The organism is Arthrobacter sp. TJ-238 (assembly GCF_058269215.1).
Map to the genome: position 1 here is coordinate 78,315 of NZ_JBZCNH010000002.1, position 23,722 is coordinate 102,036.

Genomic DNA, 23,722 nt, shown 5'->3' on the forward strand with positions numbered 1-23,722 from the left:
CTCAGCCCACGTGCACCCAGGGGCGCTTGGTCACGTCCGGCTCGGCCGCGCGCAGGACCTCGCGCGTGACAGGTGCGATCTCGCCCTCGCCGGTGAAGAGGAACCTGAACAGGTTGGACACCGGGTCGCCCTCCGTCCAGCGGAAGTAGACGTGGGGCATCAGCCCCGTGATGTCGCGGATGTGCAGCATGACGGCGGCGATGGTGTTCGGCACGTTGGAACTGTGGACCTCGAGGATGCGGTAGCCGTGCCGCACCACGCCGCGCACGCGCAGTTCGGTCTCGAACTCGGACGAGTCGTCCACCGTCACCTCGATGAACAGCGGGCGGGCGGTGCCCGGGAAGTGCGAGACGGCGCAGGCGTGCCGGAGCTTGTGCCGGTAGGCGGAGCTGCTGAGGCGCTTGGGTTCGTGCGCGATCAGCAGGATGTCGCCGTCGTCCTGCGAGCTCACGAAGGACACGGCCGCCTCGTCCATGCGGATGTCCGTGGCCCGCAGCTCGAACGCGCGGCGCGAGCGGGAGACGAACGAGATCACGATGATGCCGAGGATGAAGCAGGTGGCGATCTTCAGGCCGTCGGGGCGTTCGATCATGTTGACGGCCGTCGTCAGGACGAACACCACCGTCGCGATGCCGAAGCCGACGGTCAGGCCGCGCTGGCGCTTGCGGTGGGCCGAGAGCGTGACCGCGACCGAGGCGGACGTGATGAGGGCCAGGACACCCGTGGCGTACGCGCCGCCCTGGGCCTCGACGTCGGCCCTGAAGAAGAAGGTGACGAGGATGGCGATGAGCGTGATGACCAGCACGAGCGGGCGCACGGCCTTCGCCCAGGCCGGGGCCATGCCGTAGCGGGGGAGGTAACGCGGCACGAGGTTCAGCAGGCCGGTCATCGCGGATGCGCCGGCGAACCAGAGGATGCCGATCGTCGAGATGTCGTACGCGGTGCCGAAGCCGTCGCCGAGGTAGAGGTGCGCGAGGTAGGCCAGGGCGCGGCCGTTGGCCGGGCCGCCCTCCTCGAAGGCCTCGGCGGGGATCAGCAGCGTGGTGACGAAGCTCGAGGCGATGAGGAAGCCGCTCATGATGAGCGCGGCCGAGGTGAGGAGCTTGTGGGTGCCGGCGATCCGGCCGGCCGGATCCTCCTCGGTGTCGCCGGGCCTGCCGTCGATCTGCGGCATGACGACCACGCCGGTCTCGAAGCCCGAGAGGCCGAGGGCCAGGCGCGGGAAGATCAGGACGGCCAGGCCGAGCATGATCAGCGGGTTGCCGTGCTGCGTGGTCAGTGCTGTCCACCAGTTCCCCACGAGGCCGCCCTGCTGCACGATCTGCACCGCAGAGACGACGACGACGCACAGGTTCAGCACGAGGAACGCGGCGACGAGCGCGACGGCGATGCCGATGGCCTCGCGGAAGCCGCGGAGGAAGACTCCGGACAGCAGCCCGAGGAACACCACGGTGATGAGGACCTCCTGGCCCTGCAGCCAGGCCGGGGCGAAGGGGTTCTCAATGAGGTGCGCACTCGCATCGGCGGCGGAGAGCGTCATCGTGATGAGGAAGCTCGTGGCGGCGAACCCGAGCAGCACCAGCACGAAGACCTTCCCGCGCCACCTGGGCAGCAGCTTCTCGAGCATGGCGATCGAGCCCTCGCCGCGCGGGCTCTCCGACGCGACGCGCTTGTACACCGGGAGCGCACCGAAGAGCGTGACGGCGACGAGGATGAGGGTCGCGAGCGGGGACAGGACGCCGGCGGCGGCAGCGGCGATGGCGGGCTGGTAGCCGAGGGTCGAGAAGTAGTCGACGCCCGTGAGGCACATGACCTTCCACCACGGCTGGGTCCGCTCCGGCTCGGGCTGGTGGGTGCTGGGCTGCGCAGGCTCGTTGAGCAGCCAGCGCCCGAGGCGCTTGCCGCGCTGCGCCCGTGTCTCTGCCTGTGCCTGTGCCTGTGCCTGTGATTGTGCTTTTGCCTGTGCCTGTGGGATGCGTACGGAGGAACTCACCCGATCACCGTAGGTCCCGCCCGGGAGCCGTCGGCCCGTCTTAACGCTTCCTTAACAGGCAGTCCGCATGGTGTGGGTCACGGCGTGCCGCCGCACTGGGTCGTGCCGGGTGTTGACCCTCTTTCCCCGCGGCAATAGCCTTGTGCAAAACCTTTGATGCATATTGGGCAACTCCGCATGGGCGAGGGGAGCCCGGACGGGATGGAAGCTGTGGAAGAACTGCGCGTCACGGGAGGCGGGCATGTGGGCCCGATCGACTCCTCCCGCATCCCCCGCTACGCAGGGGCGGCCACCTTCGCGCGCCTGCCGCGCCTCGACCAGGTGGACCGCGCGGACATCGCCGTCGTCGGGGTCCCCTTCGACTCCGGCGTCTCCTACCGGCCCGGCGCCCGGTTCGGCGGCAACCACATCCGCGAGGCCTCACGACTCCTCCGGCCGTACAACCCGGCCCTCGACGTCTCGCCCTTCGAGCGCGTGCAGGTGGCAGACGCCGGCGACATGGCGGTCAACCCCTTCAACATCCACGAGGCCATCGAGACGGTGCAGCAGAACGCACTGGACCTGACCGCCGACGGCGCGCGCCTGGTCACGCTCGGCGGCGACCACACCATCGCGCTGCCCCTCCTGCGGGCGGCGGCCGAACGGGCGGGATCGCCCGTGGCCATGCTGCACTTCGACGCCCACCTCGACACCTGGGACACCTACTTCGGCGCCGAGTACACGCACGGCACGCCCTTCCGCCGTGCGGTGGAGGAGGGGATCCTCGACACCGAGGCCATCTCCCACGTCGGCACGCGCGGCCCGCTCTACGGCGTGCGGGATCTCGAGGACGACCGTCGCTTCGGCTTCGGCATCGTGACGTCCTCGGACGTCTACCGCCAGGGCGTCGACGAGGTGGTCGACCGGCTCCGTACGCGCATCGGCGACCGGCCGCTCTACGTCTCGGTGGACATCGACGTCCTCGACCCCGCACACGCCCCCGGCACCGGCACGCCCGAGGCCGGCGGCATCACGAGCCGCGAACTGCTCGAGATCCTCCGCGGCCTCCGCGGCCTGAACCTCGTCGGCGCCGACGTCGTCGAGGTGGCCCCCGCCTACGACCACGCCGAGATGACCGGCGTGGCGGCCTCCCACGTCGCCTACGACCTCGTGACGCTGATGGCCGACACCCTCACACCCGCACCCACAGCCCCGATGATCGAGGACCACTGATGGAGATCACCGACGGCGCCGCGTCCGCGCCCCCCGCCCCCGTCACCGGCCAGCGCAACGGCGGCGACCTCGTGGTCGAGACCCTCTCCGCCCTGGGCGCGACGACGGTCTTCGGCATCCCCGGGCAGCACGCGCTCGGCCTGTTCGACGCGCTGTCCCGCTCCGACCTGCGCTTCGTCTCCTCACGCGTGGAGAACAACTCCGCGTTCGCCGCCGACGGCTTCTCCCGCGCGACCGGCGACGTCGGCGTCCTGTTCCTCTCCACCGGGCCGGGCGCGCTGACCTCGCTCGCCGGCCTGCAGGAGGCCTATGCGACCGGCGTCCCCATGGTGGTCGTCGCGAGCCAGATCCCACTGGAGGGCCTCGGTGCGCGCCGCAAGGGCATGCTGCACCAGCTCGACGACCAGAAGGCCTCGGCCGCGAACGTCACCAAGAGCCAGCGCCTCATCCAGCACGCCTCGGGCATCCCGTCGGCCATCCAGGACGCCTGGACCGAGGCCGTGTCCTCGCCCCAGGGGCCGGTGTGGATCGAGGTGCCGCAGAACGTGCTGCTGGATCCCGTGATGGTGCCCGAGGTCGAGGACGCGCTCGCCGAGCCCTTCGACAACCCCCCGCGGATCGAGCTCACCCGCGAGGCCGTGGCCTGGCTCCGCGATTCGAAGCGCCCGGCGATCGTCGCCGGCGGCGGCACACGGCGCGGCAGGGCCGAGAAGTGGCTGCTCTCCATCGCCGAGAAGCTCGGCGCGCCGGTGGTCTGCTCGCCGGGCGGCAACGGCGCCTTCCCCTGGACGCACGAGCTCTCGCTGCAGTCATGGGTGGAGGACCGTCACGTCACCGAGGTGCTCGAGGACGCCGACGTGCTGCTCGTGGTCGGCTCGTCGCTGGGCGAGGTCACGTCCAACTACTTCACCCTCGAGCCGCGCGGCCGCATCATCCAGATCGACGCCGAACCGCGGGTCCTCGAGTCCAACCGGCCCGCCCTGGGGATCCGCGCCGACGCCGGTCAGGCCCTCGCCGCCCTCGACGAGGCCCTCGAGCCGCTCGACCGGTCCCGCGAGCCGGGCTACGACGCCGTCGCCCTCGTCGCCACGACCCTGGCACGCGTCGGTGCGCGGCTCGATGCGCAGGACCTCGCCAAGGAGCGCGCGTTCATGCAGGACATCCGCGACGCCGTCCCGGCGGACATGCAGACGTTCTGGGACATGACCATCTCCGCCTACTGGGCCTGGAGCTGCTGGGACGCCCGCGAGGGCCAGTTCCACTCCGCGCAGGGCGCCGGGGGCCTCGGCTTCGGCTTCCCCGGTGCCATCGGCGGCTCGATCGGCCTCGAGTCGCGCGGACTGCCCGCACGGGTCCTCGCCGTCTCGGGTGACGGTTCCGCCATGTACTCCATCGCCGAGCTCGCCACGGCCCGCCAGCACGACATCCCCGTCACCTGGCTGATCGTCGACGACGGCGGCTACGGCATCCTCCGCGAGTACATGGAGGGCGCGTTCGGCAAGGCGACGGCGACCGAGCTCGCCCGGCCCGACTTCGTGGCGCTCGCCGAATCCTTCGGCGTCCCGGCGCGCCGGGTGGCCCCGGAGGACGTCGGCGACGCCCTGCGCGAGAGCCTCGCGGCGGACGGTCCCAACGTCGTCGTCGTGGAGACGCTCGTGCGGCTCTTCGCACCCACGCACCTCGATTCCTAGGGTTCCCTTTTCCTCCGCGGGGTGACAGGGTCGGAAGCACCACTGCCTCGAGGAGGGAACGCAATGTCATTCAGCAAGGGCGACAAGGTCACCTGGAACACGTCGCAGGGCACCACCGAGGGGAAGGTCGTGGAGAAGCACGACAAGGAGTTCACCTTCGACGACCAGACGTTCAAGGCGTCCAAGGACGAGCCCTACTACACCGTGGAGAGCGCGAAGTCGGGCAAGCAGGCGGCGCACAAGGAGAGCGCGCTGTCGAGGAAGTAGCGAAGTAGCACAGGACGACACGAAGGGCGCCCCGCATCGGCGGGGCTCCCTTCACCTCCAGGGAAGACCGCCTATTTCAGGGGGTCGTGACCCCAGTTCATCAGCGAGTAGCGCCACTTCGAGGACTCGATGTCCTCCTTGGACGGCCGCTGGGCGAGATGGCGGTGCACGTAGCCCACCACCTTGTGCATGTGGCTGACGTCGTCGTCCTTCAGGTCGTCACGCCTGGTACCGAGGATCTTCACGATGCGCCGGCCCGATTCGTGACCCACGGACTCGCCCGACCCCGACTCCTTCTGTCCCACCGCCTGCGATTCCTCGGTGTCAAGCCATTTCTCCAACTCGGAGGCGCTCATGTTGACGGCGTCCTTCCACTGGGGCCATACGCCGTCGAGATCGTTCGTATCCTCCGCCATCCGTCCCGGACCTTTCGTAGCAGTTCCGCGGACGGGATCCCATCCGCTCACCATTTGAAGCTGGCAATAGCTTAATCCTAAGCAGGCTGATAAATGTAGAGGGGTAGGTGGAACCACGTCTAAGGAGCTCACATCATGGCAGGAAACCTTTTGGCACGATCAGCCCACGACCTCGGCGCTGCAGCGTGGTTCGGCGGTACCCTGATGGGCGCTGTCGGACTCAACGGTGCAACCGGCAAGGCGAAGGACCCCAAGGAGCGCACGCGCCTGTCCTCGCTCGGCTGGGCCAAGTGGACCCCCGTCCAGATCGCGGCGTTCGCGATCCACGCCATCGGCGGCATCGGCCTGATCCTCGGCAACAAGGGCCGTGTCGCGGCCCAGGACTCGGTCGGCTCGAACACCGTCTGGAAGTCCGTCGTCACGGTCGCGGGCATGGCACTCTCGCTGTACTCCGGCATGCTCGGCAAGAAGGTCGGCGAGCTCGCCGAGCAGGGTGGAGAGGGCGCGACCGAGCCCCGTCCCGGTGCCAGCGACGAACTGGCCAAGGCGCAGTCGCAGCTCAAGGCCACCCAGTGGCTCCTGCCCGTCATCAGCGGCATCGTCGTGGTGATGGGATCCAAGCAGGGCGAGATGCAGCGTCCCGAGAACGTCAAGAAGGGCCTGCTCAGGAAGTAGACCCTCAGACCCTCGCGGGTCACGGACGCCGCGGGGGTCCTGTCGTTGAAAGGGGGAGGCGGATCACTGCATGGTGAAGGCCCGGGCCACTCCGCCGTGCACGGCGTCGCTCCGGATGAGCGCGCCCAGCACGGCGTTGCGCGGGCGCATGAGCGGCGCCGGCAGGGGCCGCCCGAGTGCCATGTTGAGGTGCGCCTTCCGCCGGGCGAGCGCCGCCTGCGCCCGGCGTTCCCTCTCGTAGGTGGCCAACCGGGCGGCGACGTCGTGGCCGTCGCGCAGCGATGCCGTCATGATGGGGACGAGCCGGACGGCGTCGAGCCAGCCCAGGTTCATGCCCTGCCCGCCGATCGGGGACACCTCGTGGGCGGCGTCGCCCACCAGGACGATGCGGCCGGCGACGAACCGTTCGGCCAGGCGCGACTGGACCTCGAACGCACTCAGCATGGAGTTGGTGCCGGGATCGACGTCGACGCCCGTCCGGTTCCGGATGAGCCGGGTCAGGTCCTCCGCTGTCGGCCGGTCCACCGGACAGCCGACGCGCACCACCCACCGGCGGATGCCGCCGGGCAGGGGGAAGGACTCGACGATGCCGCCGGTCTCGAGGTAGAGGACGGCGTCATCGCCGTCGTCGGTGGAGTCCTGGAAGTCGCCCATGACGTAGCAGTCCGGATAGCGGCGCAGGGGAGCGCGGATACCCGCACCGTCGCGGACGGAGCTGCGGGCACCGTCGGCGGCCACGAGGAGCCTCGCCTCGAGCGCGGCATCCCCGCCGGGCGTCCTGGTCACAGCGAGCACATGGTCGCCGTCGTCGCGCGTCGAGAGTACCGCGACGCCCCGCCGCACCGTGCCGGGGAACTGTTCCTCGAGCCGGCGCTCGAGGATCTCCTCGGTGACGGCCTGCGGCACGGCCAGGACGTACTTCTCACCGCCGGGCAGCGTGGAGAAGGACACCGTGCCCACGTGCCGCCCGGCGCTGCGGGCCACGCCGTCGCGGATGAACACGCCGCGGGCGCGGAGGTCGTCGGCGATCCCTCCGGCCTCGAGCGCGCGCAGCGCGGGCGGATGGATGCCGATGGCCCTTGAATGGTCGCTGCGCGCGACGCGGCGTTCCAGCACGACGGCGTCGAGGCCCGCCTGCCGCAGGAGCAGCGCCGTGTACAGTCCAACAGGCCCGCCGCCGACGACGATCACGTCATGCACGGCCGGCGTCCCCGTGTCCGTCCCGACGATCGAGCACCAGGTGGTTGATGAACGGCATCGCCGTGCGCACCCGCCAGTCCGGCCGGTCGGCGACCGCGGCCCGCAGTTCGGCCGGGGTGTAGCTGCGGCGGATGGAGGTCAGGCCGTCGCGGCGGATGTAGGACCCGGGCAGCGGCAGCGTGCCCACCGAGAACAGGGCGTAGCCGACGGGATGGCGCGCGATGTCGCTGTGCACGGCCACGCGCCGGGTCAGCCGGTCCGAGTCGTCGAGCAGGGCGGCGAACGCGGCGCGGTCCAGGTGATGCAGCACATGGTTGGAGACGACGGCGTCGAACACCTCGCCCCGCGCCACGAGCTCCGAGCTCAGGGCGCGGCTGAACGAGAGCCCGGGCAGGGCGGGACGCGAGGTCGTGTAGGCGTGCGCCCGCTCGTCGGGATCGATCGCCGTCACCTCGAGGGCCAGGCCGTCGAGTTGCGCCCAGCGTGCCAGCGCGCGCGGCACGTCGCCGCCACCCGACCCGATGTCCAGCAGGGTGTTGATGCGGTCCGGTGAGAACGCGGGCCGCAGCAGGCTCGTGTAGGTGCGGCGCAGCCCGGAAACCGCGGCGTTGACGATGCCGAACTGCGCATAGGTGCGCGTCAGCCGCCCGGGATCGCAGTCGGGCCGGTCCATCTCCTCGATGGCGTCCAGGTCCCGTACGGCGAGGAACCCTGGTCGGCTCATGCGCCCGCTTCGGTGAGGATGGGTTCGAGATCCGCGGGGACGGCGTCGTCGACCTCGTCGCCGACCTCGACGGCGGCTCCGCCGGGCGCGGCATTCCCGGCACCGGCGGGGATCGCGCCGATCCGGGTGAAGAGGGCGGTCTCGACCGTGAGCCCGGGACCGAACGCCATCGAGCAGATGCGGTCGTTCCCCGGGGAGGCCGGCTGGTCGAGGATGTTCTTCAGCACGAACATGACCGTCGCGCTGCTCATGTTCCCGTAGTCGCGCAGCGTCTCGCGCGCGGGGACGAGCTGCTGCTCCGTAAGCCCGAGCTTGGCCTCGACCTTGTCCAGGATGCTGCGGCCGCCCGGGTGGATGGCCCAGTGCTCGATCTCGGAGTAGTCGAGGCCCTGCAGGGAGGCGTCCCGCGCCAGCAGCGGTTCGAGCGCCCCGACGATGTGGTCGTCGATGATGTGGGGGACATACGTGCCGAGGACCATCTCGAAGCCCTCGTCACCGATGTTCCAGGCCATGGCCTCCTCACCCACCGGTGTCAGCACCGTCTCGAAGTGGTCGAGGCTGAGCGCGGGAGCGGTCAGGGGGATCTCCCGCGCGGAGACCACGGCCGCGGCGGCGCCGTCGGCGAACAGCGACGACCCCACGATGGTATCGGGGTTGTTGGAGGAGCGCACGTGCAGCGAGCACAGCTCGGCGGCGATCACGAGGACGACGGCGTCCGGGTCGGCATCGCAGAACGCCTTCGCGGACCGGAGCGCCGGGAAGGCGGCGTAGCAGCCCATGAAGCCGAGGTGGTAGCGCTGCACCGAGGGGTCGAGCCCCAGGGCGCGGACCACCTTGTAGTCGGGGCCGGGTGCGAAGAACCCCGTGCAGGACGCCGTGACGACGTGCGTGATGTCCGACGCCTCGACGCCCGGCGCCGCGGCGAGCGCCTTCCGGGCGGCCTCGACGAAGAGCTTGGTGCCCTCCTCCGCATACACCTCGTTGCGGACCTTGGTGCTGGGGGACAGGATCCGCAACTCCTCCCGGTCGAAGAAGAGGGGGTCGTCGACGGACCGGTCGAGCGTCAGCTCCTCGAGGACCGTGTAGCGGGTCTCGATGCCGGAGGAGTCGAAGGCCGCTCCGACGAGACGCTGGCCGAGCCGGGTGAGACCGGGCTGAGCCGCGAACACATCGCGGACCTGGGGCTGCACCATGACTGTCGCGGGCACGGCGGTCTCGAGGGACCTCAGGATCACTGTCATAGATCCATTACTAGAGGACTAACGCCCCAAACACAATGACAGTAGGCTTAGTGTTCACGCAGCACACCGCTCGTCCGACGGCAGGAGCACCATGGGCAACGACCCCTCAGGCACCCTCGACCAGGAGGATCCGCGCGGTCCCGACGTCGATGCCTCCACCGAACTGCAGGAGTACCCGGGCTTCACCGAGCGCATGGATCCGCGGCCGGACCACGGCGAGGACAGCTACACCGGCCACGGACGGCTGACCGGGCGGCGCGCCTTCATCACGGGCGGCGACTCGGGGATCGGCAGGGCCGTGGCGCTCGCCTTCGCCCGTGAGGGAGCCGACGTCGCCATCGGGTACCTGCCGGAGGAGGAGGAGGACGGCGCCAGTTGCCTCGAGCTCATCCGCGCCGAGGGCCGAACCGCGCTCGCCGTCCCCGGCGACCTGCGGGAGGAGGACTACGCGCCCTCGGCCATCCGGCAGGTGCTCGACGGGCTCGGCGGACTGGACATCCTCGTGAACAACGCAGGGTTCCACATCGCGCAGCCGAACGGGCTGCCGGACATCGACGCCGGTCAGCTGCGCCGGACGTTCGAGACGAACGTGTACGGCACCATCTGGCTCACGCAGGCAGCACTGCCCCACCTGGACGAGGGCGCCTCGATCATCAACACCACCTCGATCCAGGGCTACCACCCGTCCACGAGCCTCATGGACTACGCGGCCACGAAGGCTGCACTCAACAACCTGACGTTCAGTCTCGCCGAACTGCTGGGCGAGCGCGGCATCCGGGTGAACGCCGTCGCACCGGGACCCATCTGGACGCCCCTGCAGCCCGCCACGACCACGAGCGAGAAGCTGGACTCCTTCGGTGAGGGCACGCCGCTCGGCCGGATGGGACAGCCGGCGGAACTGGCGGGAGCCTACGTCTTCCTCGCCTCGAACGATGCACGCTACGTGTCCGGCGAGGTGCTGGGCGTGACCGGTGGCAAGCCCCTCGCCTGACCGGACGCCCCGGTGCGCCGGGGCCCGGACCAAGCCGGGCGGTGCTGTGCGACGAATCACGTTCACCAGCGCCGAAGGCTCGCCGTCCGGCGGCCGGCTGACACGGACAGGCTGATCGTGAACCTCCTGAGTGCACTGCCCTCGACACCGCGCACCACCCTGGCCGCCGTCGCGCTCGCGAGCGCGCTTGCCCTGGCGGGTTGCGGCACCGTCGAGGAGAATCCCCTCGGCGTCAACACGGCGGACGGGCAGACACTGTCGACCACACCGGGCGCTCCGGAGGCCGGCAACCAGGCGGCGTCCGTGACGGAGGGCCTCGGCGATCTCGGCGACGATCCGCTGAACGTCGGGATCGACGGCGCGGAGCTCTGCGGGGTGCAGCCCGACGACAGCCGCCTGCGCTACACCGTGATGCTCCATAACCCCACGCTGGAGACCTTCACCTTCGGCGCGATGACGCTGGGGGACCCGGAGGGCCTGAACATCCTCTCGTCCATGGTCCAGACGGCCAACCGTGAGGGGCACAACCACCCGGGCGCCGACGCGGGAGCCCACGGGGGTCACAGTGCGACCCCGGCGCCGACACCCAGCGGGCCGCCCGAGCCGATCGGCCCGCCGGTGCCGGCCGAGGGCTACCGGTTGGCGCCCGATGCGCACGTCAACATCATCGTCACCGTCGAACTCGCCGAAGGTGTCACGCACGGCAGCGCCGAGAACATCCTCGTCGCCTTCTCCACGCCCGAGCGCGACTACTCGGTGGCTCATGATCTGAAGATCGACGTCGACGCCACGTCCTGCGGGTGACCGTACCGGTTCAGGCGTTAAACCACTGAGCCCCCGCCTCGAGGAGGCGGGGGCTCAGTGGTTCAGCTGTGGTTCAGCTGTGGTTCAGCTTGAATCCGAGTGCGGATCCGGGCCCGGACTAGGCCGGGAGCTGCAGGACGTGACCGGTGAAGATCAGGTCGGCGTGGATGACGGTGTCGGCGTTGGCGGCGAAGAGCGCCTGCCAGCCGCCCGTGACGCCGAGCTTCGTCGCGATGGAGCCCAGGGTATCGCCCGACTGGATGGTGTAGGTCTCGCCGCTCAGGGCGACGGGAGCCACGGCGACAGGAGCCTCGGCGACAGGAGCCTGGACCGGTGCCTGGTACTCCACGGGAGCCTGGACCGGTGCCTGGTACTGCACGGGAGCCTGGACCGGTGCCTGGTACTGCACGGGAGCCGGCGCCGTCGTCTGGTACTGGTACTGGACGGGAGCCGGAGCGGCCTGGGCCGGGATGGCACCCGGGTTGGCGCCGCTGCTCAGGCCGAGCTTGGCGGAGCAGGCGGGCCATGCGCCCCAGCCCTGGCCGGCGAGGACCTTCTCGGCGACGGCGATCTGCTGCTCACGGGAGGCGTCCTGTGGGTTGCCCTGGCCGCCGAAGCCTGCCCAGGTGGAGGGCTGGAACTGCAGTCCACCGGAGAAGCCGTTACCGGTGTTGATGCCCCAGTTTCCGCCGCTCTCGCACTGGGCGAGTGCGTCCCAGTCGCTGGCGGGGGCTGCGTTGGCCGCACCGGCCGCTGCGCCGAGGCCGAGGCCGGTGAGTGCTACTGCGGCAAGTCCGCGACGCGCGCTGGTGCTGAATTTGTGTGTGTTCATGGGGGTACGATGCTCCGAAAGGCCACCCGCACTAGGTCCGTCCCCGGACTTCTTCGCGCCGTTGCTCACCTTGACGGTTTAGAGGTCATGGTTCGGCAGCCGCCTGTTGAGCAACGAGCGGTGGAGAGCGGTGCCGGGCATTCATTGCTGCTCGATCATCGGCAGCTATTCGCTTCCCCGGACGGGGAACTGCCTCCACCGTAGGCCATTTTTCATTCGTTGCCAAACCGGTACAGCGCCGTGCTTGACATTGAGTAAAAACAGGGATTCAGAGCTGGCTCATTTGAGGATTGTCTGGCACACTGGGCGCCGCACGTCCCGGAATCGGCCCGGAGAGGGCCCGGGCGGCACGCCCGGACCCTCTCTTCGACACGCCCCCGGGGCCGGTGTCAGGCGGCCTTGGCGAGGTAGCCGTTCGGGTCCAGCACGTACTTCGTCGCCGCGCCGGCGTCGAACTCCTCGTAGCCGCGCGGTGCTTCGTCGAGCGCGATCGGCTTCGCATTCACGGCCTTGGCGATCTGCACGCGATCGTGCAGGATCGCCATCATCAGCCCGCGGTTGTACCTCATCACCGGGCACTGGCCGGTGGTGAAGGACAGTGACTTCGCCCAGCCGGTGCCCAGACTGAGCGACAGGGAGCCGACCTTCGCGGCCTCGTCGATGCCTCCTGGATCGCCCGTGACGTACAGGCCGGGGATGCCCAGTGCGCCGCCGGCCGCCGTGACGTCCATGAGCGAGTTGAGGACCGTCGCCGGCGCCTCCTTGCCCGCACCCTCGCCATGGCCGCGCGCCTCGAACCCGACGGCGTCGACACCACAGTCCACCTCCGGCACGCTCAGCAGCTGCTCGATCTGGTCGCGCGGATCGCCCTTGGACACGTCGACGGTCTCGCAGCCGAAGCTGCGCGCCTGTGCCAGCCGGCCCTCGTTGAGGTCGCCCACGATCACGACGGCCGCACCCAGCAGCTGGGCCGACGCCGCAGCGGCGAGGCCCACAGGACCGGCGCCCGCGATGTAGACGGTGGAGCCCACGCCGACCCCGGCCGTCACCGCACCGTGATAGCCGGTGGGGAAGATGTCCGACAGCATCGTCAGATCGAGGATCTTCTCCAGCGCCTGATCCCGGTCCGGGAACTTCAGCAGGTTCCAGTCCGCGTACGGCACGAGGACGTACTCGGCCTGGCCACCCACCCAGCCCCCCATGTCCACGTAGCCGTAGGCGGCTCCGGGCCGGGCGGGATTCACGTTCAGGCAGATGCCGGTCTTGCGCTCCTTGCAGTTGCGGCACCGCCCACACGAGATGTTGAAGGGGACCGAACAGATGTCGCCCTCCTTGATGAACTCGACGTCGGAGCCCACCTCGACGACCTCGCCGGTGATCTCGTGCCCGAGCACCAGGTCGGCCGGTGCCGTGGTGCGGCCGCGGACCATGTGCTGGTCCGACCCGCAGATGTTCGTGGCGACGGTCTTCAGGATGACGCCGTGATTCAGTTTCCGGCCGATGTTCGCCGGATTGACGCCCGGTCCGTCCTTCAGTTCGAACGTGGGGTAGTCGGTGTCGATGACCTCGACCTTGCCCGGTCCCTTGTACGCAACAGCTCTGTTTCCGCTCATGGAACTTCCTCTTCGTCAGTCCGTTCGTGGTGCGTCCGGCTTCCCGGACGCTGGAACCGATGGAGGCGGTACAGAAGTGCCCGCCGCCCGCCGGTAGCGCAGAACCTACCGCCCGGGGGGTCGCATGGACGTTGCATGCCCGTCGGCGCGGTCTTGCGGTACCCGCCGGGGCGGGGGAGGGTGGCCCCATGACTGAAACGGTCCTCATCACCGGGGCGACCTCCGGCATCGGAGCGGAGTTCGCCCGCCAGTTCGCCGAGCGCGGCTGCGACCTGGTGCTCGTGGCGCGCGCCGTCGCCCCGCTCGAGGAGACCGCGGCAGCCCTCCGCGCCCAGTGGGGCGTCGACGTGGAGACGATCGCTGCGGACCTGCTCGACGACGGCGGCCTGGCGCGGGTGCTCGCCCGCCTGCGCGCTGCCGCACCGGGCGGCGTCGCGGCGCCGGGTGCAGCGGGTGTGGCGGGGGCCGGTGCAGGCGAGCGCACAGGGCGCGCGCCGGTCACGGTCCTCGTGAACAACGCGGGCTACGGGCTGCTGCGGCCGTTCGCGGACAACGCGCTCGACGACGAGGTCCGCCACCTCCGGATCCACGTCGAGGTGCCGCTGTCGCTGGCGCACGCAGCCCTGCAATCGATGCGCCCACGCGGCTCGGGCACCATCATCAATGTCGCGAGCGTCGCCGGCTTCACGCCGAGGGGGACCTACGGAGCGGCCAAGGCGGCGATGATCAGCTTCAGCCGCTGGGCGAACCTCACCTACGGGCGCGAGGGCATCCGGGTGACGGCGGTCTGCCCCGGCTTCGTGCACACCGACTTCCACCAGCGCATGGGCGCGGACAAGGGGAGCGTGCCCGCCCTCCTGTGGCTCGATGCCGGGCTCGTGGTCCGGGAAGGCCTGAGGGACACCGCTGCCGGGAAGGCCGTGTCCGTCCCGAGCCGCCGCTACAGGGTGCTCACGGCGCTCGCGCGGGTGGCGCCGTCGTCGCTCGTGGCCCGCCTCGCGGCGCGGGGCCGCTGACGGGGCTGCTCCGGAAACCTGCCCGGGCTCCGCGGACGCGCAGCGTCGCATGCCCGTGCGCGCGGCCGAACCCTTCTCCCGCCTGCTCTCCCGCCGGCTCTCCCGCCGGCCGGACGACCCCGTGTCGGGCCTACTGCGGCACTCCGCCGCCGTCCCACGCATCAGGCTGGTCCGCGGCGTCCTCGGGGCGGCGGTGCTCGGGGCCCGGCGCACCGTCGCCGTCGAAGGCTGCGGGCACGGCGCCCGCCTCGTGCGTACCCTGTTCCTCCCGGATGCCGGTCGCGGAGTGCCCCGCCGACCCGGCCGAGGGGTCGAGGACGTTCTCGCGCCGGTCGCCGCCGGGGTGGCCGTCCCCGGTATGTCGGGGGACCGCGTCGCCGCCCGCTACGTCGGCTCGCTCATCCGTTCGTCCATCAGTCCGGGCGTCGCCGTCGGGCGTCGCCTCCCGGCCGGCGTGCACCGCTTCCGTCCCGCGTTCCTTCTCGCGCGGCGGGACGGGCACTGCGGGGCCGAGCGGGTGGTCCGACGGAAGGGCCGCACCATCGGGATTGCCTGCGCTGCTCGGCTCTGTCATCGTGCTCCTTCGTGGTCGCGTGGTGCTGGAGGGACGCCCCGGGTGGCCCCCGGGTACTGCGGCCCCCGGCCGCCGATAGACCTCCCGGTGGCCGTCCCACTACCTGTCCGGACGGGTTGCCGCCAGGGGTTAAACCGGTCGATAAGTATGCTTATCATAGGAGACCGCAGGTTTGTGGAGATCGCCCCTTACAAGGAGGTAGGACGATGGCAGGTTACTTCAAACTGGTGGACGCTCACGACGAGGGTTTCCGTGTGAAACTGACCGCTCCCGATGGAACGCTCGTCGCCGTCTCCACCTTCTATGCCTCGAAGGAGGAGGCGATCGCAGGCATCGAGCTGATCCGTGAGATCGCCGGAACGGGTCCCGTGGTGGACCACAGCCGGGTGGAGTCGCCCGAGCAGGACGAGCTGTTCTTCGGGCTGCAGGGCACTTCCGGTAGGGACGGCGGGCGCCGCGACGCCTGAGGGCGCCGCCGGCAGGGCCGGAGGCGAGAGATCCCGCGACACGGTGTACCACTGTATACAGTGACGCGGGAGGTGGAATAGACTGGGGTTATTCCACGAATCTCTCTGAAGGGAGCCGACGTCATGACGACTGCGGACTCATTCGGCGCGAAGGGCGTACTCGATGTCGCCGGCGCTGAATACGAAATTTTCAGGCTCAGTGCGGTCGAAGGCTCCGAGAACCTTCCGTTCAGCCTCAAGGTGCTCCTGGAGAACCTGCTGCGCACCGAGGACGGTGCGAACATCACGGCGGACCACGTCCGTGCCCTGGCCGGGTGGGATGCGGACGCCCAGCCCGACACCGAGATCCAGTTCACCCCGGCCCGCGTGATCATGCAGGACTTCACGGGCGTACCCTGCGTCGTCGACCTGGCGACGATGCGCGAGGCCGTGGCCGATCTCGGCGGCGATCCGAAGCGCGTCAACCCGCTCGCACCCGCCGAGATGGTCATCGACCACTCGGTGCAGATCGACGCCTTCGGCAACGCCGGCGCGCTCGAGCGCAACATGGAGATCGAGTACCAGCGCAACGGCGAGCGGTACCAGTTCCTGCGCTGGGGCCAGACCGCGTTCGACGACTTCAAGGTCGTGCCCCCGGGCATGGGCATCGTCCACCAGGTCAACCTCGAGTACCTGGCGCGCACCGTCATGACCCGCGAGGTGGGCGGCGTCCTGCGCGCCTACCCCGACACGTGCGTGGGTACCGACTCGCACACCACCATGGTCAACGGCCTCGGGGTCCTCGGCTGGGGCGTCGGCGGCATCGAGGCCGAGGCGGCCATGCTCGGCCAGCCCGTCTCGATGCTCATCCCGCGCGTCGTCGGCTTCAAGCTCACCGGGGACATCCCCGCCGGTGCCACCGCCACCGACGTCGTGCTCACCATCACGCAGATGCTGCGCCAGCACGGCGTGGTCGGCAAGTTCGTGGAGTTCTACGGCGAGGGCGTCGCCTCCGTGCCGCTCGCCAACCGCGCCACCATCGGCAACATGAGCCCCGAGTTCGGCTCCACGGCCGCGATGTTCCCGATCGACGGCGTCACGCTCGACTACCTGCGCCTCACGGGCCGTCCGGCCGAGAACGTGGCGCTCGTCGAGGCGTACGCCAAGGAGCAGGGCCTCTGGCACGATCCCTCGCGCGAGATCCGCTTCTCCGAGTACCTCGAACTGGACCTGTCCACCGTGGTGCCCTCGATCGCCGGACCGAAGCGCCCGCAGGACCGCGTGGAGCTCACCAAGTCGAAGAGCCAGTTCCGCGAGGACCTCCGCAACTACTCCGACGACCCCGACCTGGACTTCGCGCCCGGCGGCACCGTCGACGAGGCGTCGCAGGAGAGCTTCCCGGCCTCCGACGCCCCGACCTTCACCCCCGGCACGGCGTCCTCGAACATCGAGGAGAACGCGAAGCCCCGCGAGACGGTCGGCGCCGGAGCGCCGGATTCGCGTCCGTCGAAGAAGGTCAGCGTGAGCATGAAGGACGGCCGCGAGTTCGAACTCGATCACGGCGCCGTCAGCATCGCGTCCATCACGTCCTGCACCAACACCTCCAACCCGTCCGTGATGCTCGCCGCCGCCGTGCTGGCCCGGAACGCCGTCGAGAAGGGCCTCGTGTCCAAGCCGTGGGTGAAGACCTCCGTGGCCCCGGGCTCCAAGGTCGTCACCGACTACTACGAGAAGTCCGGCCTGATCCCGTACCTCGAGAAGCTCGGCTTCTTCACCGTCGGCTACGGGTGCGCCACGTGCATCGGCAACTCCGGCCCGCTGGAGGACGAGATCTCGCAGGCCATCCAGGACAACGACCTGGCCGTCACCGCCGTCCTGTCCGGCAACCGCAACTTCGAGGGCCGGATCAACCCCGACGTGAAGATGAACTACCTGGCCTCGCCGCCGCTGGTGGTCGCCTACGCACTGGCCGGGACCATGGACTTCGACTTCGACACCGAGCCCCTGGGCCAGGACGAGGCCGGCACCGACGTCTTCCTGAAGGACATCTGGCCCGACCCGGTGGAGGTCCAGCAGGTCATCGACGCGTCGATCGACGAGGGCATGTTCACCTCGAGCTACGCCACGATCTTCGAGGGCGACGAGCGCTGGCAGTCCCTGCCGACGCCCGCCGGCGCCACGTTCGCCTGGGATCCGGAGTCCACGTACGTGCGGAAGCCCCCGTACTTCGAGGGCATGCAGCGCGAGGCGAGCCCGGTCGAGGACATCGACGGCGCACGCGTGCTGCTGAAGCTCGGCGATTCGGTGACCACCGACCACATCTCGCCCGCGGGATCGTTCAAGTCGGACACCCCGGCCGGCCGCTACCTCACCGAGAAGGGCGTGCAGCGGAAGGACTTCAACTCCTACGGCTCACGCCGTGGCAACCACGAGGTCATGATCCGCGGCACATTCGCGAACATCCGCATCAAGAACCAACTGCTCGACGGCGTCGAGGGCGGGTTCACGAGGGACTTCTCGCAGCCGGACGCACCGCAGGCAGCCGTGTACGACGCCGCCGAGAACTACCGTGCCGCGGGAACGCCGCTGGTGGTCCTCGCGGGCAAGGAGTACGGTTCCGGCTCGTCGCGTGACTGGGCGGCCAAGGGCACCGCGCTGCTCGGCGTGAAGGCCGTCATCGCCGAGAGCTACGAGCGGATCCACCGCTCGAACCTCATCGGCATGGGCGTCCTGCCGCTGCAGTACCCCGCGGGCCAGAACGCGGAGTCCCTCGGGCTCACGGGCACGGAGACGTTCGCGGTCAGCGGTGTCACCGAACTCAACGAGGGCCGTACCCCCACCACGGTGAAGGTCACGGCCACCCCGGCCGACGGCGGCTCGCCGGTCGAGTTCGACGCCGTCCTGCGCATCGACACCCCGGGCGAGGCGGACTACTACCGCAACGGCGGCATCCTGCAGTACGTGCTGCGCCAGCTCGCGGGCTAGCGCCACGAGATTCCGGGCCGGGAGTGCACCTCCCGGCCCGGACCGTACGCAGGGCCTGCGCCCTGCCACCCGAACCGCGACACCGAGGGGGCGCCATGACCGAGTCAACGGAACTGTCGGCGCGCGTGGACGGCGACGCCATCTTCCGCGTCCTCCGCGGCGAGATCCTCGCGGGCGTCCACCCGCCGGGCACCGCCCTGCGGGAAGTGGTGATCTCGGAGCGTTTCGGCGTCTCGCGGACCCCGGTGCGGGAGGCCCTCAGCAGGCTGCAGCACGAACGCCTGCTCGAGCGGGCGGCCCGCGGCCTGCAGGTCCCGCAGATCGACCCGCAGGAAGTCATCCAGATCTACGACCTCCGCGTCATGCTCGAGGAGGAGGCCGCCGGCCAGGCTGCCCTCAACCGGGGGACCGCGGACATCATGCGTCTCGAGGCGCTGCTGGAACGCGACCGCGCCGTCGTCGATCCCGACGACACCACGAAGGTCACCAACAACCTCGAATTCCACACGTCGCTGTGGGCCTCCGCACGGAACCCCATCCTCATGGACCTCCTGCAGCGGCTCTCCACGCACCTCATCCACACACCGCGCTCCACCCTGTCCGTGGGGGACCGGTGGCAGGAGGTGCTCCTCGAACACGAGGCGCTGATCTCCGCCATCACCGAGCGGCGCAGTGACGACGCCCGCGCCATCGCCCGCACCCACATGGAGACGGCCCGCACCCTCCGCCTCCAGCTGCTCCGCACCACCGCGGCGGACTGACCGTGGCCCCCGAGAGCGGCAGGCACCGCCTCCTGCTCGACGTCGACACCGGGATCGACGACGCCGTCGCCCTGCTGTACCTGCTCGCGACGCCCGGGGTCTCCCTCGAGGGGATCACCTGCACGGCCGGCAACGTCGGGGCACGGCAGGTCGCCGTCAACAACCTGGCGCTGCTGGAGCTGTGCGGCCACGCCGGTGTGGAGGTCGCGATCGGCAGCGAGGTGCCGCTGGAGGTGCCCCTCGTGACCACCGAGGAGACGCACGGCGACCAGGGCATCGGCTACGCCGTCCTGCCCCCGCCGCGCGGACGCGTCTCGGGACGGCACGCCGTCGACGTCTGGCTCGAGGCCGTCCGCTGTCATCCCGGGCAGATCACCGCTGTGGTGACCGGGCCGCTCACCAACCTCGCGCTGGCCCTGCGCGCCGAGCCCGAGCTGCCGATGCTCCTGAAGGGGCTCGTCATCATGGGTGGCGCGTTCCACCACCCCGGGAACACGACACCGGTGGCCGAGTGGAACATCCACGTGGACCCGCACGCCGCGAAGGAGGTGTTCGCCGCGTACGAGGGGCTGCCGGTCGAGAAGCTGCCCGTCGTGTGCGCGCTCGAGACCACGGAGCGGATCGAGTGCACACCCGCCCACGTCGATGCGGTCGCGCGTGCCGCCGGTGCCGCGCCGGAACTGCTCTCGCCCGACGATCCCGTGGGGACCCGCAGCCGCAGCGACAACGCCGTCGTCGCCTGTGTCTCGGACGCGCTGCGCTTCTACATGGAGTTCCACCGCCTGTACGACCAGGGCTACCTCGCGCACCTGCACGACCTCTTCGCGGCGATGGTCGCGACGGGGGAGGCCGACGTCGAGGAGCGCCTCGCCACCGTCGACGTGGAGACGGGGTCGCCGCTGACCGTCGGGCAGACGGTCGCCGACACCGCGGGGATGTGGAAGCGGGCGCCCAACGCGCGGATCGTGACGGGCAACGACCCTGCGGCGGTGTTCGAGCTGATGGTCCGCCGACTGTCGGACCTCGCGAGGATGCACGGCTGACCCTGCACGCGCCGGGCGCATGCCCGCCGCGGTGGTCCGGACCCCCGGTACACTGGACGTGCCCGCACTGCTGCGCGGCCGGCGCCGAGGTGACATGAGGTGCGTCCTCCTCCCTCGATCGCGCCCTAGGACTATCGTGAGTTCACCCCTGACCCTCGCACCCGCCACCACCGCGCAGCGGCCCCGCCGCCTGCTCATCGTCCTCGGCGGAGCGCTGATCGTCGCCACGTACGTGTTCCTGGTGACCGTGCAGCCCGCGGAGATCGCCGGTGGGATGGCCAGCGTCGCCTCGCTCGTCACGCTCTTCGGGTTCCTCGGGGGAGGTGCCCTGCTGGTCGCCGGGATCCTGCCGATGCTCAGCACCGCCTCCCTGGTGGTGATGCCGCTCGGTATCGCCCTGAACATCGCGATTGGGCAGATCGCGGGATCGCTGGGCATGCAGATCTACCTCGACGCGATCGGGACCGTGCTCGTCGCCGTCCTCGCCGGCCCCGCAGCAGGGGCCGCGACCGGCGCGCTCAGCAACGCCATCTGGGGCCTGTTCAACCCGTTCGCACTGCCCTTCGCTGCCGGTGCCGCGCTGATCGGACTGCTCGCGGGTCTCGCCGCCCGGTACGGCGCGTTCCGCCGCGTGTACCTCGCGCCCGTCGCAGGGCTCGTGGTCGGCGCGATCGGCGGGCTGGTCGCGGCCCCGGTGGCGGTGTTCATGTTCGGCGCGGCCGGCACGTTCGGCACCAACGCGATCATCGCCGTCTTCCGGTCGATGGGCGACAAGCTCCTGGTCGCCGCAACGAAGCAGGGACTGCTGTCGGACTCGCTCGACAAGGTCGTGGTCTTCGTCGTCGTCGCGCTGATCGTGTACGCACTGCCGCCCCGCGCCGTCCGCCGGTTCCCCTTCGCCCGGACCCACCGCGTGCTCGGCAGGCGCACCGATGCACCGGGCGCCCCGAGCCCGATGAAGACCTCCCACGGAGACGGCGCCGCCTGAGTCATGCCGCGCCGCAGGATCTACAATCCGCTGACAGAGCTGCTCGCCGCAGCGCTGCTGGTGGTGCTCGTCCTCGTGGTGAACCGCTGGCAGTTCTCACTCGCGGTCCTCGTGCTCGTGGTGTTGCCCGCCGTGCTCCTCTCCGGCAGGGCCCGGCAGATCGGCCTCGCGATCACCCTGGTCGCCGGGCCGCTGCTGATCTCCTCGCTGCTCCTCCACGGCCTGTTCTATCCCGAGGGGCGCACCGTCCTGGCCGATCTCGGGGTCGCACGCGTGACGGCCGAGGGACTCGCCTTCGCGGCCCTCATGGGGCTGCGCATGAGCGTCTTCACGGGGGTCCTGCTGACCGCCGCCATGACGCTGGACCTGCCCGACCTCCTGGCGAGCATGACGCACCGCGGCTGGAACAGGAAGCTCGTCTTCATCGTGGGTTCCGCCGTCGGGCTCGTACCGCACGTCGCGCTGCGCGGACAGCAGATCACCCGGGCCCAGCAGGCACGCGGCCTGGTGGTCGGGCGCAGCCCCCTCTCCCGGTTCCGGGCCCTGCTCACCGTCATGACCCCGCTGGTCATCGGGTTGCTCGTGGACGCCTCCGAACGCAACCGCATGCTCGAGGCGCGGGGCTTCTCGTCCTCCGCGGCCCGCACCAGCTACCTGCCGGACACGGACTCCCACCGGCAGCGCCTGGTGCGTCGCGGCATGGTCGTCGCGGTGGCCGCCTTCTCGGTCGTCTGGCTCGCGGTGGCGCCGTGATCACCCTCGAGAGCGGATCCTTCTCCTACGACGACGGCACGACGCTCCTCACGGACCTCACCCTGGGGATCGCGCCGGGGGAGTACGTGATCGTCGCCGGCGCGTCCGGCTCGGGCAAGACGACGCTCGCCAGGCTCCTGGCTGGGCAGACCGGCGGCGACGCCGGGTCTTCCTTCCGGGGCGCGATCACGCTCGACGGGGAGACCGTGCGGTTCGACGGCGTGCCCACCGACCCGCGGATCGACCCGTCCGCGTGGAGCGCGAAGGTGGCCCACGTGGCGCAGGGCGCATGGGGCCAGCTGTCCATGATGTCCGCGACGGTCGGCGAGGAGATCGCGTTCGGCCCCGCCAACCGCGGCGTGCCGGCCGATGACCTGCGTCGGCTCGTCGGGGACGTGGCCGCGGCCCTCGGGCTCGGGGACCTGCTGCACCGGGACCCACGACGGCTCTCCGGCGGCCAGCTGCAACGGACGGTGATCGCCGCGGCCATGGTCCAGCGGCCGAGGATCCTCGTCCTCGACGAGCCGTTCCAGGGACTCGACGAGCACGCAGCGCGGGGCGTCGCGACGGTGCTCGAGGATCTGCGCCGCGACGGTACGGGCGTCGTCGTCTGCGAACCGCTGATGCCCCGGACCGCGCCGCGGGGCGCCCGCGTCCTCGCGCTCGCCGACGGGCGGTGCGTGTTCGACGGTCCGCTGGCCGAAGCGCACCGGGCGGGCCTCGGGCGCTACGGGATCGGCATCGGCGGTGATCCGCCGCGCGCAGCCGCTCCCGATCCGGTGGACCCCTCGGCTCCCGTGCTCGTCCGGATGGAGGGCGTCGGCTTCCGCCATGCCCCCGACGGGCAGACGGGCGGGGCCGGGCTGACCGCCGTCGACCTGTCCGTCCGCGCCGGGGAGATCGTCGCGGTGCGCGGACCCAACGGATCCGGCAAGTCCACGCTGCTCCAGCACCTCAACGGGCTGCATCGGGCGGACACCGGCCGGGTCACCGTGGGCGGTGTGCCGATCCTCCGCCAGCCGACCGGCGCGCTCGCCGCCACCGCGGGCTACCTGTTCCAGGACACCGACCAGCAGCTGTTCGAGCGCACCGTCCTCCGCGAGGTGTCCTACGGTCCGCGGGCCGCCGGTATCGCGAAGGACGACGCCGCCCTGCGGGCCGCCGAAGTGCTCGACCGGCTGAGGCTCGGCGGATCGAAGCAGGCCCACCCGTACGAGCTGGGCTTCGTCCAGCGGCGACTCGTCGCCCTGGCGTGCCTTATCGCCACGGGCCCCCGCGTGTGGGCACTCGACGAGCCGACGGCCGGCCTCGACGAACCGACCCGCTCCCTGCTCGCCGGTCTGCTCGCCCGGCACGCCCGGGAGGGCGGCGCCGTGGTGCTGGCCACGCACGACGCCGCGTTCGCCGACGCGGTGGCGCACCGCACCGTACGGCTGGACGCGGGCAGGGTCATGGCGGACGACGTCGGCCTCCCCGGGAGTGGTTCCAGCCCCTAGG

General features: G+C 70.5%; 22 protein-coding genes. 14 read left to right on the forward strand and 8 right to left on the reverse strand.

The window, feature by feature from the left end:
* Position 1 precedes the first annotated feature (1 nt).
* Positions 2–1,810 (reverse strand): APC family permease, encoded by a 1,809-nt coding sequence (locus AC4D2O_RS03720; RefSeq protein WP_490905841.1) that lies wholly within the window; start codon positions 1,808–1,810, stop codon positions 2–4.
* A 393-nt stretch (positions 1,811–2,203) separates the two neighbouring features.
* Between AC4D2O_RS03720 and speB the strand changes: the two genes are divergently transcribed.
* The 3 genes from speB (at position 2,204) to AC4D2O_RS03735 (ending at position 5,163) form a co-directional block, all read left to right on the forward strand.
* Complete coding sequence (speB, locus tag AC4D2O_RS03725) at positions 2,204–3,205, forward strand: agmatinase (protein WP_490905842.1); 1,002 nt, start codon at positions 2,204–2,206, stop codon at positions 3,203–3,205.
* Positions 3,205–4,896, forward strand: a complete 1,692-nt coding sequence (locus AC4D2O_RS03730; protein WP_490905260.1) for a thiamine pyrophosphate-binding protein — start codon at positions 3,205–3,207, stop codon at positions 4,894–4,896. The genes speB and AC4D2O_RS03730 overlap by 1 nt, the downstream gene beginning before the upstream one ends.
* A gap of 63 nt (positions 4,897–4,959) precedes the next feature.
* Positions 4,960–5,163 (forward strand): hypervirulence associated TUDOR domain-containing protein, encoded by a 204-nt coding sequence (locus tag AC4D2O_RS03735; protein ID WP_334208804.1) that lies wholly within the window; start codon positions 4,960–4,962, stop codon positions 5,161–5,163.
* 71 nt (positions 5,164–5,234) lie between these two features.
* On the opposite strand, the gene AC4D2O_RS03740 is transcribed toward AC4D2O_RS03735, so the two are convergent.
* Positions 5,235–5,579 (reverse strand): DUF3140 domain-containing protein, encoded by a 345-nt coding sequence (locus AC4D2O_RS03740; RefSeq protein WP_490905261.1) that lies wholly within the window; start codon positions 5,577–5,579, stop codon positions 5,235–5,237.
* Between the two features lie 135 nt (positions 5,580–5,714).
* Here AC4D2O_RS03740 and AC4D2O_RS03745 point away from each other — a divergent pair, with 135 nt between their 5' ends.
* Positions 5,715–6,254 carry a hypothetical protein gene (locus AC4D2O_RS03745; protein WP_490905262.1) on the forward strand — a complete coding sequence of 180 codons (540 nt, stop codon included), beginning with the start codon at positions 5,715–5,717 and terminating at the stop codon, positions 6,252–6,254.
* Between the two features lie 63 nt (positions 6,255–6,317).
* Here AC4D2O_RS03745 and AC4D2O_RS03750 read toward each other — a convergent pair whose 3' ends face one another.
* The 3 genes from AC4D2O_RS03750 to AC4D2O_RS03760 are packed head-to-tail and all read right to left on the reverse strand — an operon-like array spanning position 6,318 to position 9,419.
* A complete protein-coding gene (locus tag AC4D2O_RS03750) occupies positions 6,318–7,454 on the reverse strand; it encodes an FAD-dependent oxidoreductase (protein WP_490905263.1) in 1,137 nt (378 codons plus the stop codon).
* Complete coding sequence (locus tag AC4D2O_RS03755) at positions 7,447–8,178, reverse strand: class I SAM-dependent methyltransferase (RefSeq protein WP_490905264.1); 732 nt, start codon at positions 8,176–8,178, stop codon at positions 7,447–7,449. The genes AC4D2O_RS03750 and AC4D2O_RS03755 overlap by 8 nt, the downstream gene beginning before the upstream one ends.
* Complete coding sequence (locus AC4D2O_RS03760; protein WP_490905265.1) at positions 8,175–9,419, reverse strand: type III polyketide synthase; 1,245 nt, start codon at positions 9,417–9,419, stop codon at positions 8,175–8,177. The genes AC4D2O_RS03755 and AC4D2O_RS03760 overlap by 4 nt, the downstream gene beginning before the upstream one ends.
* Before the next feature lie 91 nt (positions 9,420–9,510).
* Between AC4D2O_RS03760 and AC4D2O_RS03765 the strand changes: the two genes are divergently transcribed.
* Positions 9,511–10,410, forward strand: a complete 900-nt coding sequence (locus AC4D2O_RS03765) for an SDR family oxidoreductase (RefSeq protein ID WP_490905266.1) — start codon at positions 9,511–9,513, stop codon at positions 10,408–10,410.
* Positions 10,411–10,527: 117 nt separating this feature from the next.
* On the forward strand, positions 10,528–11,214 hold the full coding sequence (locus AC4D2O_RS03770; RefSeq protein WP_490905267.1) for a hypothetical protein: 687 nt from the start codon (positions 10,528–10,530) through the stop codon (positions 11,212–11,214).
* A 118-nt stretch (positions 11,215–11,332) separates the two neighbouring features.
* Here AC4D2O_RS03770 and AC4D2O_RS03775 read toward each other — a convergent pair whose 3' ends face one another.
* Both AC4D2O_RS03775 and fdhA read right to left on the reverse strand, forming a co-directional pair.
* Entirely contained in the window at positions 11,333–12,046 is a 714-nt protein-coding gene (locus AC4D2O_RS03775; RefSeq protein ID WP_490905268.1) for a transglycosylase family protein, read from the reverse strand.
* A 389-nt stretch (positions 12,047–12,435) separates the two neighbouring features.
* Positions 12,436–13,659: a formaldehyde dehydrogenase, glutathione-independent gene (fdhA, locus tag AC4D2O_RS03780; protein ID WP_490905269.1), complete on the reverse strand. Its 1,224-nt coding sequence runs from the start codon at positions 13,657–13,659 to the stop codon at positions 12,436–12,438.
* A gap of 188 nt (positions 13,660–13,847) precedes the next feature.
* Here fdhA and AC4D2O_RS03785 point away from each other — a divergent pair, with 188 nt between their 5' ends.
* Positions 13,848–14,675, forward strand: a complete 828-nt coding sequence (locus tag AC4D2O_RS03785; RefSeq protein WP_490905270.1) for an SDR family NAD(P)-dependent oxidoreductase — start codon at positions 13,848–13,850, stop codon at positions 14,673–14,675.
* Positions 14,676–14,805: 130 nt separating this feature from the next.
* Here AC4D2O_RS03785 and AC4D2O_RS03790 read toward each other — a convergent pair whose 3' ends face one another.
* On the reverse strand, positions 14,806–15,249 hold the full coding sequence (locus AC4D2O_RS03790) for a hypothetical protein (protein ID WP_490905271.1): 444 nt from the start codon (positions 15,247–15,249) through the stop codon (positions 14,806–14,808).
* A gap of 206 nt (positions 15,250–15,455) precedes the next feature.
* On the opposite strand from AC4D2O_RS03790, the gene AC4D2O_RS03795 reads away from it, so the two are divergent.
* The 7 genes from AC4D2O_RS03795 (at position 15,456) to AC4D2O_RS03825 (ending at position 23,721) form a co-directional block, all read left to right on the forward strand.
* Positions 15,456–15,716: a YegP family protein gene (locus AC4D2O_RS03795; RefSeq protein WP_490905272.1), complete on the forward strand. Its 261-nt coding sequence runs from the start codon at positions 15,456–15,458 to the stop codon at positions 15,714–15,716.
* A gap of 123 nt (positions 15,717–15,839) precedes the next feature.
* Entirely contained in the window at positions 15,840–18,680 is a 2,841-nt protein-coding gene (locus AC4D2O_RS03800; protein ID WP_490905273.1) for an aconitate hydratase, read from the forward strand.
* A gap of 95 nt (positions 18,681–18,775) precedes the next feature.
* A complete protein-coding gene (locus AC4D2O_RS03805) occupies positions 18,776–19,441 on the forward strand; it encodes a GntR family transcriptional regulator (protein ID WP_490905274.1) in 666 nt (221 codons plus the stop codon).
* A 2-nt stretch (positions 19,442–19,443) separates the two neighbouring features.
* Entirely contained in the window at positions 19,444–20,484 is a 1,041-nt protein-coding gene (locus AC4D2O_RS03810) for a nucleoside hydrolase (protein ID WP_490905275.1), read from the forward strand.
* 136 nt (positions 20,485–20,620) lie between these two features.
* The gene (locus AC4D2O_RS03815; protein ID WP_490905276.1) at positions 20,621–21,472 is read left to right on the forward strand and encodes an ECF transporter S component; all 852 of its coding nucleotides are present in this window, start codon (positions 20,621–20,623) and stop codon (positions 21,470–21,472) included.
* Positions 21,473–21,475: 3 nt separating this feature from the next.
* Positions 21,476–22,225, forward strand: a complete 750-nt coding sequence (locus tag AC4D2O_RS03820) for an energy-coupling factor transporter transmembrane component T (protein WP_490905277.1) — start codon at positions 21,476–21,478, stop codon at positions 22,223–22,225.
* Positions 22,222–23,721, forward strand: a complete 1,500-nt coding sequence (locus AC4D2O_RS03825) for an ABC transporter ATP-binding protein (protein WP_490905278.1) — start codon at positions 22,222–22,224, stop codon at positions 23,719–23,721. The genes AC4D2O_RS03820 and AC4D2O_RS03825 overlap by 4 nt, the downstream gene beginning before the upstream one ends.
* The last annotated feature ends 1 nt before the right edge of the window (position 23,722 follow it).

Bases quoted from the DNA above. Each gene is read 5' to 3' on its own strand.
- AC4D2O_RS03720 (WP_490905841.1), bottom strand. From the start codon at position 1,810: ATGTGCCTCACGGGCGTCGACTACTTCTCGACCCTCGGCTACCAGCCC.
- AC4D2O_RS03730 (WP_490905260.1), top strand. From the start codon at position 3,205: ATGGAGATCACCGACGGCGCCGCGTCCGCGCCCCCCGCCCCCGTCACC.
- AC4D2O_RS03735 (WP_334208804.1), top strand. From the start codon at position 4,960: ATGTCATTCAGCAAGGGCGACAAGGTCACCTGGAACACGTCGCAGGGC.
- AC4D2O_RS03740 (WP_490905261.1), bottom strand. From the start codon at position 5,579: ATGGCGGAGGATACGAACGATCTCGACGGCGTATGGCCCCAGTGGAAG.
- AC4D2O_RS03745 (WP_490905262.1), top strand. From the start codon at position 5,715: ATGGCAGGAAACCTTTTGGCACGATCAGCCCACGACCTCGGCGCTGCA.
- AC4D2O_RS03755 (WP_490905264.1), bottom strand. From the start codon at position 8,178: ATGAGCCGACCAGGGTTCCTCGCCGTACGGGACCTGGACGCCATCGAG.
- AC4D2O_RS03760 (WP_490905265.1), bottom strand. From the start codon at position 9,419: ATGACAGTGATCCTGAGGTCCCTCGAGACCGCCGTGCCCGCGACAGTC.
- AC4D2O_RS03765 (WP_490905266.1), top strand. From the start codon at position 9,511: ATGGGCAACGACCCCTCAGGCACCCTCGACCAGGAGGATCCGCGCGGT.
- AC4D2O_RS03775 (WP_490905268.1), bottom strand. From the start codon at position 12,046: ATGAACACACACAAATTCAGCACCAGCGCGCGTCGCGGACTTGCCGCA.
- fdhA (WP_490905269.1), bottom strand. From the start codon at position 13,659: ATGAGCGGAAACAGAGCTGTTGCGTACAAGGGACCGGGCAAGGTCGAG.
- AC4D2O_RS03785 (WP_490905270.1), top strand. From the start codon at position 13,848: ATGACTGAAACGGTCCTCATCACCGGGGCGACCTCCGGCATCGGAGCG.
- AC4D2O_RS03790 (WP_490905271.1), bottom strand. From the start codon at position 15,249: ATGACAGAGCCGAGCAGCGCAGGCAATCCCGATGGTGCGGCCCTTCCG.
- AC4D2O_RS03795 (WP_490905272.1), top strand. From the start codon at position 15,456: ATGGCAGGTTACTTCAAACTGGTGGACGCTCACGACGAGGGTTTCCGT.
- AC4D2O_RS03800 (WP_490905273.1), top strand. From the start codon at position 15,840: ATGACGACTGCGGACTCATTCGGCGCGAAGGGCGTACTCGATGTCGCC.
- AC4D2O_RS03805 (WP_490905274.1), top strand. From the start codon at position 18,776: ATGACCGAGTCAACGGAACTGTCGGCGCGCGTGGACGGCGACGCCATC.
- AC4D2O_RS03820 (WP_490905277.1), top strand. From the start codon at position 21,476: ATGCCGCGCCGCAGGATCTACAATCCGCTGACAGAGCTGCTCGCCGCA.